10 protein-coding genes and 8 tRNA genes are annotated in these 14153 nt (G+C 38.9%); 5 read left to right on the top strand and 13 right to left on the bottom strand.

Annotated features, from left to right (window positions below):
• Positions 1-17 precede the first annotated feature (17 nt).
• Positions 18-1328 (top strand): IS4 family transposase, encoded by a 1311-nt coding sequence (locus ABX891_RS08270; protein ID WP_309167426.1) that lies wholly within the window; start codon positions 18-20, stop codon positions 1326-1328.
• Between the two features lie 972 nt (positions 1329-2300).
• Here ABX891_RS08270 and ABX891_RS08265 read toward each other — a convergent pair.
• From ABX891_RS08265 to ABX891_RS08210, 12 genes are all read right to left on the bottom strand, one after another.
• A tRNA-Leu gene (locus tag ABX891_RS08265) sits at positions 2301-2387 on the bottom strand.
• Positions 2388-2425: 38 nt separating this feature from the next.
• Positions 2426-2499, bottom strand: a tRNA-Cys gene (locus ABX891_RS08260).
• 19 nt (positions 2500-2518) lie between these two features.
• Positions 2519-2594: transfer RNA gene (locus ABX891_RS08255), tRNA-Gly, on the bottom strand.
• A 49-nt stretch (positions 2595-2643) separates the two neighbouring features.
• Positions 2644-2730 (bottom strand) — tRNA-Leu (locus tag ABX891_RS08250).
• A gap of 39 nt (positions 2731-2769) precedes the next feature.
• A tRNA-Gly gene (locus ABX891_RS08245) sits at positions 2770-2845 on the bottom strand.
• A 64-nt stretch (positions 2846-2909) separates the two neighbouring features.
• Positions 2910-2996: transfer RNA gene (locus tag ABX891_RS08240), tRNA-Leu, on the bottom strand.
• A 37-nt stretch (positions 2997-3033) separates the two neighbouring features.
• Positions 3034-3107 (bottom strand) — tRNA-Cys (locus ABX891_RS08235).
• Between the two features lie 31 nt (positions 3108-3138).
• A tRNA-Gly gene (locus tag ABX891_RS08230) sits at positions 3139-3214 on the bottom strand.
• Between the two features lie 212 nt (positions 3215-3426).
• A complete protein-coding gene (gene pgsA, locus ABX891_RS08225) occupies positions 3427-3972 on the bottom strand; it encodes a CDP-diacylglycerol--glycerol-3-phosphate 3-phosphatidyltransferase (protein WP_032827134.1) in 546 nt (181 codons plus the stop codon).
• Between the two features lie 42 nt (positions 3973-4014).
• Positions 4015-5838 (bottom strand): excinuclease ABC subunit UvrC, encoded by a 1824-nt coding sequence (uvrC, locus tag ABX891_RS08220; protein WP_354629269.1) that lies wholly within the window; start codon positions 5836-5838, stop codon positions 4015-4017.
• Between the two features lie 9 nt (positions 5839-5847).
• Positions 5848-6498: a UvrY/SirA/GacA family response regulator transcription factor gene (uvrY, locus tag ABX891_RS08215; protein ID WP_002963136.1), complete on the bottom strand. Its 651-nt coding sequence runs from the start codon at positions 6496-6498 to the stop codon at positions 5848-5850.
• Between the two features lie 108 nt (positions 6499-6606).
• Positions 6607-7758, bottom strand: a complete 1152-nt coding sequence (locus ABX891_RS08210) for a dicarboxylate/amino acid:cation symporter (protein WP_165745030.1) — start codon at positions 7756-7758, stop codon at positions 6607-6609.
• Between the two features lie 362 nt (positions 7759-8120).
• Here ABX891_RS08210 and cysK point away from each other — a divergent pair, with 362 nt between their 5' ends.
• The gene (gene cysK / locus ABX891_RS08205; protein WP_002963138.1) at positions 8121-9089 is read left to right on the top strand and encodes a cysteine synthase A; all 969 of its coding nucleotides are present in this window, start codon (positions 8121-8123) and stop codon (positions 9087-9089) included.
• Between the two features lie 124 nt (positions 9090-9213).
• Positions 9214-10524 carry an IS4 family transposase gene (locus ABX891_RS08200; RefSeq protein ID WP_354629268.1) on the top strand — a complete coding sequence of 437 codons (1311 nt, stop codon included), beginning with the start codon at positions 9214-9216 and terminating at the stop codon, positions 10522-10524.
• Here the strand turns inward: ABX891_RS08200 and ABX891_RS08195 are convergent.
• Entirely contained in the window at positions 10500-11678 is a 1179-nt protein-coding gene (locus ABX891_RS08195) for an IS4 family transposase (RefSeq protein WP_354629161.1), read from the bottom strand. The genes ABX891_RS08200 and ABX891_RS08195 overlap by 25 nt on opposite strands.
• Before the next feature lie 277 nt (positions 11679-11955).
• Here ABX891_RS08195 and ABX891_RS08190 point away from each other — a divergent pair, with 277 nt between their 5' ends.
• Positions 11956-12390, top strand: a complete 435-nt coding sequence (locus ABX891_RS08190) for a hypothetical protein (RefSeq protein WP_002963139.1) — start codon at positions 11956-11958, stop codon at positions 12388-12390.
• A gap of 294 nt (positions 12391-12684) precedes the next feature.
• Positions 12685-13956 (top strand): IS4 family transposase, encoded by a 1272-nt coding sequence (locus ABX891_RS08185; protein WP_354629267.1) that lies wholly within the window; start codon positions 12685-12687, stop codon positions 13954-13956.
• Positions 13957-14153: the final 197 nt, after the last annotated feature.

Genomic DNA, 14153 nt, shown 5'->3' with positions numbered 1-14153 from the left:
AGAATTCGGATTTTTTTATGCAACTTTCTAATGCTCTCGATATTATTAACAACATCAAACCTAATGACGTTGAAACACTCGCAGACTTACTCCCTTTATCTCTTATCGAAGAAGCCTATGCACTGACCGAAACCGTTACACTACGAAAAAGAAAACTAACCCTAGAATCGATGGCTTGGTTGTTGATCGGGATGGTTATTTATAATGACAAATCGATGGCCGATGTCGTTAATATGCTCGACATTGTTGACCGCGATGGTAAGCCATTTGTTGCGCCAAGTGCTTTAACTCAGCGTCGTAAAAACCTAGGTGAAGCCGCCATGAAAGCCTTATTTGAATGCACCCAAAGGCATTGGAATAATGACGCTAATCATCCTCATTGGAATGGGCTTACCTTGCTTGGTGTCGATGGTGTCGTTTGGCGTACGGATGACTCACCCCAAAACAATGAAGCCTTTACAAAACCGACTAATACACAATACCCACAGGTCAGAATGGTGTGTCAAATGGAGCTAAGCAGCCACCTAATCACGGGGAGTGCTTTTGATGATTACAAGGTCAATGAAATGGTGCTGGCTGAAAAGCTTATAGAAACCACACCCGATAACAGTCTCACTTTATTCGACAAAGGTTTCTATTCTTTAGGGCTTTTACATAAATGGCAAACAACTGGCAGTGAACGCCATTGGCTAATCCCCCTGAAAAAAAATGTGCAATATGAAGTTATTCAAACATTAGGGCGTAATGATAAATTAGTCCAACTTAGCAGCAACCCAAGAGCAAGAAAGATGTGGCCAACGCTGCCTAACACCTTAATCGCGAGGTTAGTGACTCGAAAAATAAAGGGGAAATCATATAGTGTGATGACATCTATGACAGATCCGATGCGATATCTATCAGCCGATATAGGTGATTTGTACAGTCACCGCTGGGAGATAGAGCTTGGTTATCGGGAACAAAAGCAATATATGCTGGGCAATCGATTAACATTAAGAAGTCGCTTACCAGCGCTTGTAAAGCAAGAGCTGTGGGGAGTGTTGCTTACTTATAATATGGTGCGATATCAGATGGTAAAAATGTGCCACACATTAAAAGGTGATTATTTACCGTACCAACTGAGTTTCAATGGTAGTTTAGCTCAAATAATGAGGTTGCTTGTTGGATTACCTTATTCAACACCTGGAGCCATACCACGTCAATTAAAATACTTTTATGCGATGGCAGAAAGCCTAATTCTAGAGCCTCGAAGGGATCGAGGTTTTCCTCGTGCAGTCAAGCCAAGACCACAGCGGTACGCTAGAAATAAAAAAGCCGCTCACCTTAAGTGAACGGCATTAGAGCTACGGCTCGCTTTTTTAGTTCTAAAAATAAAAAGTCCTGACACATAACACTCGATCATTTATAACTAAAAGCTGTTACGGACGATAAGAACTGTATAGACATTATCTGATTATCAGCCTAGACAAGACAACCTACAAAAACAGATGTTTAATGCCCATAGCTCTGCATTATGTATAAGCACTTTATTGTTTACCTATTTGAAGTTCTCACCATAACTCTAGACTTACTCTTACCCGCGATTTTTAACTTCCAATGAGCATGTGTTAGCAACCAATTCGACAACTATACCAACCTGCATAAATCTCTGAGCAATTTAACGAATTAAATTGCCTATAACGTCGTTAAAAATTTTTTATTTACGACTGCATGGATGCAGGAGGTAGAGCAATGCAGGGAGCAATTGCCGAGAACACTAGATATAAAATTTTTTGCATAGATCTAGCGTAATTTCCTTAACCTTAAATAGACCCGATATATAAGCGGATTAGTATTACTTTATGCTACAAGCATATGAGTGTTTGAACTTTACTTTCAAGCTTATTTGCTCTCGAGGTGTAGATTACTTCATTGTTTTAAATTTTTTAAAGCTAATGGCCTACTTTGCTAGTTGGTATCATAAGTCTATGACCCTTAGTTCAGTTCAAAGTGTATTCATTAGCATTAAGTATTGTATGTCGTTAAGGATTACATGGCTGGTTTATTTGAGGTGTTATAGGACTGGGTTTGGAAATATTACATTATGCCTACTCATATATAATATCTTTAATACGATAGATATACAAACTCATACTGAACTATCACACAACGCTATTATTGGGTAAACCATGCATAAAATAGTGCATATCAAGATAATATAAATCATAGAAATGAGAAATGAGAAATCAGGGTTTTACTGAATATTTTATAGATATTAGAATGATTTATTAGATATTTTTTAAGCAAAGCGCTTAATATATAGATGGTGCCCGAGGCCGGACTTGAACCGGCACGACTTGTTAGTCGAGGGATTTTAAATCCCTTGTGTCTACCAATTCCACCACTCGGGCATCGAGTTTGCTAATTAAAGCGTGTGGAGTAAATTATATGGAGGCGGAACCCGGAGTCGAACCGGGGTAAACGGATTTGCAATCCGGTGCATGGCCACTCTGCCATTCCGCCTAAATGTTTCCAAATAATTTGGAGCGGTACACGAGGCTCGAACTCGTGACCTCGACCTTGGCAAGGTCGCGCTCTACCAACTGAGCTAGTACCGCAAAATACTATTTTATCAACTTTAAATTATCTTGGTTAAATAACTTAAAGTGGTGCCCGAGGCCGGACTTGAACCGGCACGACTTGTTAGTCGAGGGATTTTAAATCCCTTGTGTCTACCAATTCCACCACTCGGGCATCGAGTTTGCTATTTAAAGCAAGTGGATAAAACTAATATGGAGCGGTACACGAGGCTCGAACTCGTGACCTCGACCTTGGCAAGGTCGCGCTCTACCAACTGAGCTAGTACCGCATCATATTAATTCTAAATTAACCATTTTATAAATTACACTTGGTAATGCAATTAAACCACAAAGTGGTGCCCGAGGCCGGACTTGAACCGGCACGACTTGTTAGTCGAGGGATTTTAAATCCCTTGTGTCTACCAATTCCACCACTCGGGCATCGAGTTTGCTAATTAAAGCATGTGGAGTGTTGAAATGGAGGCGGAACCCGGAGTCGAACCGAGGTAGACGGATTTGCAATCCGGTGCATGGCCACTCTGCCATTCCGCCCCAGTACGGGGTATTAACCTTAAGATAAACTTGGAGCAGTACACGAGGCTCGAACTCGTGACCTCGACCTTGGCAAGGTCGCGCTCTACCAACTGAGCTAGTACCGCATTTTATTTATCAGTTATTTGAATTAGCACATGATGATTTATGTGAACATTCAGGTAACTGATTAATTACCGTTTTGTTTATCTCGGGGGCTATGCCCTCTCAACACGGACGCATTCTACAGAGATTATTAAACGCGTCAATACAAAAAATGCTAGTTTTGAACTGTTTGCTTGTTTTTTATCTAAAACGGTGCGTTATTATACATTTAGAGTTAATTTTTAGTCAATTCACCCCATGCTGCACGTAAATATTGCATCATAGAACTCAAGGTTAAAAAGGTCGCAATGTACAGTAGTCCAAAACTTAAATAGTTCATCCATGTATCATATTGCCAAATCAAACCGATAATGGCTAACATTTGTGCCGCCGTCTTAATTTTACCCATGTTTGATACAGCGACATTACCACGCTTACCCTGCTCTGCCATCCATTCACGAAGTGCAGATATGATAATTTCACGGCTTATTATAATAAGAGCAGGTATTGTCATGTACATTGACTGGTACTGATCAGATAACGCTACAAGTGCGGCACATACCATTACTTTATCAGCAACAGGATCTAAAAAAGCACCAAAAGGGGTTGATTGCTCAAGCTTTCTTGCTAAATAACCGTCTAGTATATCGGTGATTGATGCAAGCCAAAAAATAAAGGCGGCAGCAAAAAAAGCCCAGCTATAAGGCAAATAAAATATCACCAAAAAAACGGGGATAAGAAAAAGTCTAAATGTTGTGAGTGTGTTTGGAATATTCCACATAACTACTTGGATATGTCTTTTTTGCTATATTCGCATGTAGGGCTAGCCCTTGTCATGCAAATGGTTAAATATCTTCTCAGCCATGTCAGGGCTGATCCCAGGAACTTTCTTTAACTGTTCTATATTAGCAGCTTTTACTCCCTGCATGCCCCCTAAATATTTTAATAATGTTTGCCGACGCTTAGAACCGACGCCATTTATTTCTTCTAGTAGTGATTGCGTACGTTGTTTTTGGCGTTTATTACGATGCCCTGCAATTGCAAAACGATGAGATTCATCACGTATATGCTGTATTAAATGTAGCGCAGGTGCATCTGAATCCATAGGAATAGTTTTTCGACCACCGTCAATTAATAGTGTTTCAAGGCCTGGCTTACGGCTAGTACCTTTAGCAACACCTACTAACAAAGGCATTTTTGTATGTGGCCAGTTAGAAAAGTACTGCTCCGCGCGCCCCAGTTGCCCCTTACCACCATCAATAAAGATAACGTCTGGAATTTTGTCTTCATCTACTAATTTGTTGTAACGCTTATTAAGTGCAAACTCCATTGCAGCATAATCATCACCACCGGTTATACCCGTTACATTATAGCGCCTATACTCTTTTGTATTTGGGCCTTGTGAGTCAAATACAACACAACTTGCAACAGTGTTCTCCCCCATGGTGTGGCTTATATCAAAACACTCCATTCGGGTAATATCATCAAGTCGCAGTGTTGCTTTTAATTGTGCATAACGTTTATTAATAGAGTCTTGGGTACTTTGCTTAACTGCAATACTGTTTAATGCATTTTTATTGGCCAGTTGTAAGTATTGAGCACGCTCACCACGGGTGACTACTTTAAGTGTTACTTTGCGCTCACTTATTTGTGTGAGTGCTTCACCGAGCGCCCCGCTCTCTTCTATTTCAAACGGTAATATGATTTCTTTTGCAATACGCCCTGTTGCTCCTGGCGCTAAATAGTACTGTCCTAAAAATGAAGTCAATATTTCTTGTTCACTTGAATCTTTAGGTACTTTTGGAAAATACGTTTTACTACCCAATACTTTGTGATCGCGGATCATTAATAAATGAATACCATTTAAGCCATTTAAATGAGCAAAACCAACTACGTCCATTTCAGCAAAATTACCTGATATAGACTGTTGCTCCTGCATTTTACGAAGTAGCATTATTTGGTCGCGAACTTTTGCCGCCAGTTCAAAATTTAATTGTAGGCTGGCTGCTTCCATTTTTTTTATTAAATCAGCAATAACTTCGTGAGATTTACCCGTTAAAAACTTACGGACATAGTCAACTTGCTCGCTGTAATCATCATCCGTAACTTTATTCACACACGGAGCTGAGCAACGCTTAAGCTGATATTGCAGACACGGGCGACTTCTTGCGCGGTAATAAACATCTTCACATTGACGAACAGGAAATATTTTTTGCATTAAGCGCAAGCTTTCAGATACCGCTCCCGCGCTCGGAAAAGGTCCAAAGTACTCACCTTTAATTTTACGGCTGCCACGATGAAACGCTAAACGAGGGTGTTTATGGCTAGTTAATAAAATATAAGGATACGACTTATCGTCGCGTAATAATATGTTGTAGCGAGGCTGGTATTTTTTTATTAGATTATTTTCAAGCAGCAGCGCTTCTGTTTCAGTATTAGTGAGTGTGACTTCGATGTCACAAATATTACTCACTAAAACGCGTGTTTTGCTATCGGTAATGTTACTTCTAAAGTAACTGCTCACACGCTTTTTTAAATGCTTAGCTTTACCAACATAAATAACTTGGTTGTCACTATCAAGCATGCGGTATACACCCGGCTCACTTGATAGCGTTTTGAGAAAATGTACGTGATCAAATTCAGACATAAATTATAGTTAGTACGAAACGTCTATATCAATCATTTTATGACGAATTGCTAAATGGGTAAGCTCAACATCACCACCTACATTTAGCTTTTCAAACATACGGTAGCGATAGCTATTTACTGTTTTTGAACTTAGGTTTAAACGCTCAGCTATATTTTGTGCTTTTTCACCTTTAGTGATCATAAGCATAATTTGCAGTTCGCGTTCAGATAAGCTCTGAAAAGGATTTTCGTCTGTGCGACCTGTCACTTGCGCAAGTGCTATTTGCTGTGCAATTTCAGGGGCAATATAACGCTGACCGGCATGAACACAACGGATGGCACGCACCATTTCGTCAGAGCCAGCACCTTTAGTTAAAAAGCCATGAGCACCAATTTGCATTACTTTACTCGGAAACGGGTCTTCACAGTTAACGGTAAGCACAATAATTTTTACATCAGGGCAGTAACGACAAATCTTTTTAGTCGCTTCTAATCCGCCCATGCCTGGCATGTTCATATCCATTAATACTATGTTTGGCGCATGCTGACGACAAAACTGTACAGCCTCTTCGCCAGTTTTAGCTTCACCAATTACTTTAAACCCTCGTACATCATCAAGAATACGCTTTATTCCTGTTCGTACAAGTTCATGGTCATCAACTAAAAGTACATTAATCAATGGAACATCCTCACTTACCTAACAACATGCAATTTAATTAAATTAATTTGCCACAGTAACATACATAAAGCGAAACAATAACTAATATTATTGCCTCGCCCTAATAGTTTAAGATGACGATTTTTCGCTAAATCTGTCAACCCATAACGAAATGATACCATCACCCGTTACATTACACGCAGTACCAAAGCTATCTTGTGCCAAATAAAGTGCAATCATTAATGCAACCGCGCCTTCATTAAACCCAAGCATGCTTGTTAATAGACCAAGCGCCGACATAACTGCGCCACCTGGAGCACCTGGTGCTGCAATCATTACTACACCTAACATCATAATAAACGGTAGCATACCCATTAATGAAGGGACTTCCATGCTTGGCGATAAAAACATAACAGCCATTGCACAGGTTACTATAGTGATAGTTGAGCCAGATAAGTGAATAGTCGCGCAAAGTGGTACGGTAAAGTTAGCTACATCTTCTTTAACGTTATTTGCTTTACTTGATTGAAGCGATACTGGAATCGTTGCTGCACTTGACATAGTACCTAACGCTGTAAAGTAAGCTGGTAGCATATTTTTAACTAATTCGATTGGATTACGTTTCAATAGTACACCTGTCGCTATATATAAAACGCTTAACCATAACCAGTGCATAACAAGCGCTGCAATTAGTACTACGCCAAATGTTCGCAGTGTATCTACCACAGTACCCGCTACCGTCATTTCGGCAAATACACCTGCAATGTAAAATGGTAAAGCAGGGATAATTACTTTTGATAATAATCCGTCAATCACATCACGGCCCTGATCAGACACCTTTTTAAGCGTATCAAGCTCTAATTGGCTCATGCCTATACCAAATACAAAAGCAGTTACTAATGCGGTCATTACCCCCATCAAAGGTGGAATTTCTAAATCAATAAAGCTGCCAATTTCTGTAGCAACTTCTGCCTCGAATGTAATGCCACCGCTTAAAAAAGGGATAACAGCACTTACTAATAAAAATGCAAGCGTACCTGCAATAATTGTAGAACTATAAGCAAACCCGACTGTTTTACCAAGTAAGTGACCAGACCCTTTTGGTAGGCCTGCAATACCTGATGCAATAAAAAATAATATAATAAGTGGAATGGTAAAGGAGATAATTTGACCAATCAGCTCTTTTACTGTGAATAAAAGTTCAACACCAGTTATAGGTACATATAGTCCAACTAGGATACCGGCCACAATACCGGCAATTAATTTTAAGATTAATTTCATTGTGATTGCTTAATTGAATTTAGATACGTGTTTTTATCATGTTTTAGACGCATTGTGTGATAAAACTATTCAAGTTACATTCATATGCACAAATATTGAACAAACACAGCTTAATTCAATACTCTTTTGAACATTTTTTGACTAAACGAAGTTTTACTCTTTAAATTTTAAATTAAGCCCGCACCTATAATAACTAAAGCACCGCTAATAATTGATTTTTATTTCGACTGGTTATAAGCCCAATAGATATATGTTATAGCCAAACTTTACTTTAGTTTTTTTAAACTCACAGTAAAGTGTGTTTATATAGTTAGTAGCAAAGGCTATTAACACGTTGATCAGATTGCATCCAAAGGAACATTATGTCTACTATTTTTGAAGATAACTCACTAAGCATCGGTAATACACCGCTGGTAAAACTTAACCGTGTTACAGGTGGGAATGTATACGCTAAAGTTGAATCTCGTAATCCAAGCTTTAGTATCAAATGCCGCATTGGTGCATCGATGATTTGGGAAGCTGAAAAGTCAGGTCAGCTTGTTGAAGGTAAAGAACTTATAGAACCAACATCGGGGAACACCGGTATTGCACTTGCATTTGTTGCAGCAGCACGTGGTTACAAGTTAACGCTTACTATGCCAAACACCATGAGCCTAGAACGTCGCAAGCTATTAAAAGCATTAGGTGCAAATCTAGTACTTACCGACGGTGCAAAAGGTATGAATGGCGCAATTGAAAAAGCAAAAGAAATTCAAGCAACAGCACCTGATAAATATATTTTATTACAACAATTCGAAAACCCTGCAAACCCAAAAATTCACTTTGAAACAACAGGCCCTGAAATTTATGATGCGCTTGATGGCAAAGTAGACTTTTTTGTAGCCGGTGTTGGTACTGGTGGTACTATTACAGGTGTTAGCCGCTACCTCAAAACAGAAAAAGGTCTAAACGTTAAATCTATTGCTGTTGAGCCAACTAACTCTCCAGTTATTAGCCAAACGCTTGCCGGTGAAGAAATTAAACCAGGTCCTCATAAAATCCAAGGTATTGGTGCTGGCTTCATTCCTGGCAACTTAGATATGGACTTAATTGATGGCGCAGAGCTTGTATCTAACGAAGACGCAATTGCAATGGCGCATCAGTTAATGAAAAAAGAAGGTATTTTAGTCGGTATTTCGTCAGGTGCAGCGGTTGTTGCAGCTAAGCGAATTGCTGAAAAGCCTGAAAACGCAGATAAAAATATTGTTGTTATCCTACCTAGTGCAACTGAGCGTTACTTATCAAGCCCAATGTTTGATGAAGAGTTTAGTGAACAAGAACTAGTACAATAAGTAATTTTAAGATTTTTAGAAGGATGCTTTAGGCTTAATGCCGATCAGTTAAGAAAATGACCGGTTGACCGATCCAAACGATCATGCAAAATCCGTAGTTAGGAAACTAACTACGGATTTTTTTGTGAATATAGAACAAGCACTGCAAGTAACACTTGAAGAAAGCAGCCGATACCATACCTTTGAAAAATTATCAGAAATTCTTGACCCTGAAATCATTGAACAAGGCTTTCAACAAGCAGGGATTGCAACCGTTCGTAAGCGAAGATTACCGCTTGAAGCCGTTTTGTGGTCAGTTATTGGCATGGCATTGTTTCGAAAAGAATCAGTTTGGAATATCGCTAATAAGCTAGATATCATGTTACCTGGCAAGAACCAACTCGTTGCTCCAAGTGCGATGGTACAGGCGAGACAAAGGTTAGGTGATGATTCCGTTAAACACGTTTTCAATAAATCTGCTCAATCAATGTATAAGCAACAGTCATTCGAAACATGGAATGGTTTGAACCTATTAGCTGTTGACGGTGTTGTGTGGCGAACAGCCGACACGCCTGATAATCGTAAAGCCTTCTCTTCAGGTAGCAACCAATACGGTGATACAGCCTTTCCTCAAATACGCATGGTCTGTCATATGGAATTGACCAGCCATCAACTGCTCAGTAGCGAGTTTGATAACTATAAAACCAACGAGATGAAATTAGCTGAGCGTTTAATTGAACGTACACCAGATAATTCGCTGACTATGTTTGATAAAGGATATTATTCTTTAGGCCTGTTAAATCGTTGGCACCAAACTGGGAAGATGAGGCACTGGCTGATACCAGCAAGGCCCGACTTACAGTATGAAATCATCTCCAGCGCGGGTAAAAATGACCATATCATTGAATTGAAAACAACAAAGCATGCACAAAAAAACTTTCCCGATGTTCCTGAAACGATTAAAGCGAGATTAATCAGTAAAACAATAAAGGGCAAAAGCTACCGTATATTAACCTCGATGACGGATAGATTGTGTTATCCAGGTAATGAAATTGTTGAATTATATTGTCATCGTTGGGAGATAGAACTTGGGTTTAGAGAAATCAAACAAACCATGCTTGATAGCGCATACCATTTAAGAAGCAAGCGTCCAGACATGGTGCGTCAGGAGCTATGGGGCGTGTTACTCGCCTATAATTTAATACGAAGAATAATGACGATGGCGGCGACAGTTACAGGGATATGGCCTAACCAGCTTAGTTTCTCTAGCAGTTCGATGGCTGTCATTCAGTATTTCTCGTCAGTATCTATAATGAGTCCAGGAAACATTCCAATACACTGGCAGCACTTACTCAATACACTGGTCTTATTTAAGCTTCCAGCTAGACGAGAGGATAGAAGATATCCCCGATGGGCTGAGGGATCCCCACTTTATCCAGCGGCCTCTTTTTCGTAATTCAAAATAAAGTTTTTTAAACTTTTTTCTATATAGCTTTGTGTAATACGTCTCTTACATAGCTTTATGACTTGCTTGGCTAAGGTTAAAAATGAAAGAACTCGGCGATTCTTAACGCTATTTGCTTGAAATTTTATATGCCACTTTCTTTTTTCTGCTTCACACCCTATAAACCATAACGCAGTGCTCGCTATTGTGGCTATCAAGCATAATATTCCTATTCTATTTATGCCGGTGCTTTTACTAAAACGCCACGAAAAACCATATCTCAAACTTTTGTCATCGCGGAAATTTTGCTCTATTTGCATTCTTTTACTATATAAACCAACTACTCGCTTACTCGTCATTGTATTGTCTGATGTCGCGAGTAACCATGGCTCTTTAGCTAAGTTTTGATACATTTTTGTATCTTTCGTAAATCTGCTTTTTCCTTTTCTTCCTTTATTTTTTCCATGATATACGTGTAAAAATGCATCGCATGCTGTCGGGCTGGACTGAGTTAGTCGTGCTTGACCTAACGCCTTAGGTATATCGCTGGCACCAGTCCTAAGTTGTTTTAATGTATGCCATTGTGATTGCATGGCTAGTTTACACTTCATTGAGCCTCTTAATCGACCTATCATATGCCAACCAAGTTCGCGTACTTTACTATACCAAGGCGTAAGAAAGCCGCCGTCTGTTACAATATAGACACTAGGATGTCGTCCAAGCACTTCATAAAGTTCATCTAAAAACAGGCTGTTGGTTGCTGGGCTATCAAAATCCTTCTGCTCAACAATCATGTTATAAATCACGATAGAGCGCCCATCCACAAGTAAGCTTGCTCGCAGTAAGTGATAGTCGTGACCACAGGCACCGCTCCAGTCAACGGCAATTGCAAGCATGGGTAAAGAGTCAATAATAGGATGAGCTAATGCTTCATAGATAGCGACCCTTTCATTGTAGAGGTGAGTATTTTTTAAGAAGCGATCAACGCGTTTTATTTTATGTTTTACATCCACAGCGCCAGACAAATTTCTGCCGATTTCAGTTAAGGTAAGTTTATTGCCCGAAATTAATGCATTACTGCAGCTTAGTAATGTTTTTACTCTGGCATTATTGAATGGCGCTAATGCATGTTTAAAGTACTTATGGCAAACTGATGTCTCAGGCATAGCAGTTGTGACTTATGTGGGTTGTGGTGATTTACATAAGATCATAAATTGCTGTGCCTGTCACGTTTTGGGGATTCGTCAGCCCGATGGGTTAAGCCAAAACCATCTAAGTATCCCCATAAAAAGAAAAATGCCAGTCAGCTTAACTGACTGGCATTATGCTTTAGGCATCCTTTTTTATTATTTATTATCCAATTTTCTATTTATTGCCTGCCATACCTTTACATCTGCATAGATAAACCACACACTTTAAAAAAACTAATTAATAATAATTAATATGAAAAAAATCACGAGTTTATTAAGTTTGGTCATCTGTTTATTTTTATCAGCCTGTGGTGACGATACCAAAACACTTGGCGACACTCCTGGCGATACAGCAACCGCTTATTTTGATGCGCTTTATAACCAGCAAGACCTTCAAAAAGCCAGCACCATGGCAACCCCCAACCTTACACGTATAATGAAATCCTACGGCACCGCTAAACAGTTTTCCCGTAACTTAGTAAATATGCAATATGATGAAGTAACCATTGAAGTTGATATGACCAATATGAGTGTCCGTGAACAATACGGCGATAACGCTAAAATAAACCTTATTTTTACCGGCTATTTAAATGGTGATAAAATTGACGAAATGCGCAGTGTAAAAATGCTTCGTAAAAAGGGAAAATGGTACATAGATAAAATTGTTGCCGACCCTTACGCTCGTTAAAAATAAATGAATTAAACATAAAAAGGCCTTACATTTGTAAGGCCTTTTTCGCTTTAGCTAGGGCGTGTTGATCTTTGTGGATTGAAGTTTGTTCAATCTAGGGGCGATTTAATCGCGGCGCGAGGTTTGTAACCTAGTGGGCTAAGTAAAAACCGAGCAAAGCTTCCGCGTCCTGCTCACGCCCCTTACCTACATCCATGTCATAGGTAAGATCTTAAGAAATTGAGTTGAAGCTCAATTCATGATCAAATGGTTGTTACCACACAAACCACAGAATCAAGAAAAGAGCTTCAAATGAATGCTAACATTTTTATTAATAAGTTAAAAAGTATCCTAAGTGAAAAAAAACTGAACCGACTTGGTAAACAAGTAGCATTTACTAAAAGAGAAAGAAATATTACCGCATTTCATATGGTTGTTAGTCTTGTTGCTGCGCTTGGGGATAAAAAAACGATCTATTTATCCGAAATATTAAGAGTTTATAACCAGCTAACAGGGCAGTCTATTAAGTATAAGCCTTTTCATAACCAGTTAGTTAAACCTGAACTAGCTGAACTAATGCGAGAGGTAACAAATAGAGTTTTTAATTGTTGGATAAATGATGCGCTTAAGGACACTAAAAAAGATTTGTTCAAGTTTGAGAATATTTTAATTCAGGACGGTAGTTCTATTATGCTTCATCGTTCTTTAAAAGATGTTTTTCCTGGGCGATTTTCAAATACGTGTCCAGCAGCCATTGAATTGCATGCTACTTTAAATTTAACGCAAGGTTGCTTTGAAAAAGCAGGTATAACACCAGACAGTTACTCTGAACGTGAAGAACTTCCAACATTTAAAGAGTTGAAAGGACAGTTGTTACTTGCTGATAGAGGATATTATTCAGGTAGTTATATTCATGAATTAGATAAAGCAGGAGGATTTTACGTATTAAGAGCGAAGGGATTAAAAGCAGTCAGAGTACATAATGCTTTTAAGCAAAATGGACAGGAATTAACAGGAAGTCATTCCCCAAAGTTATGTGAATTGCTTCCCGAATTACCTAAAAATGATCTTATTGATATGAATGTTAGCATAAAAAACAAGCTAACAAGAGTCGTTGGGTATTGGTCAAAAAAAGAAAAACAATATACATTTTTAGTCACTAATTTATCTATTGATGAATTTACAGCGACTGAAATAGGCAAATTATATAGGTTACGCTGGCAGGTTGAATTACTTTTTAAGGAGTGTAAGTCTTATAATAATTTACGCGGCTTTCAAACATCAAACGCAACCTTACAAGAGGCGCTAATTTATGTAAGTTTAATAGTAACCACGCTTAAAAGATTTTTAACTGGCTGTATTGAAAAGATATTTAAAACTGAAATGTCTACAATGACAGTAGCAAAAACAACGGGTGTTTGGTGGATTGCCATATTAACAGCGATTATTAGGAAGCATAGGAAAGGATTGTTAAATGCAGTTAATGGAGCATTTGACTTTCTGAGGAAAAATGCAGCTAGGGCACACCCCAAACGCGATCGAAAAACAGGAGTATTTCAGTATGGGGTAGAGCCAAATTTTTAAGGCTGTACTTAATGTTTTTCTTAAGTACCTACCTATGACATCCATGTAGGCAACAAAGAGTTAATCGTCCCTAGAAAGAACCCAAAGGGCAGCGCATGTTTGGCATTTATGCTGCGTTATCGCCGATTTATGGGGAATAACCACACTACATAGGCTCTGCCTTGCCTAAAAACCAAACAGCCTGCTGCAAATTCAAC

The sequence above is a fragment of the Pseudoalteromonas sp. NCIMB 1079 genome, assembly GCF_040567695.1.
Lineage (GTDB): Bacteria > Pseudomonadota > Gammaproteobacteria > Enterobacterales > Alteromonadaceae > Pseudoalteromonas > Pseudoalteromonas distincta.
The sequence above is the reverse complement of the archived record's forward strand: the minus strand, read 5'-3'. Positions and strand labels throughout refer to the sequence as shown.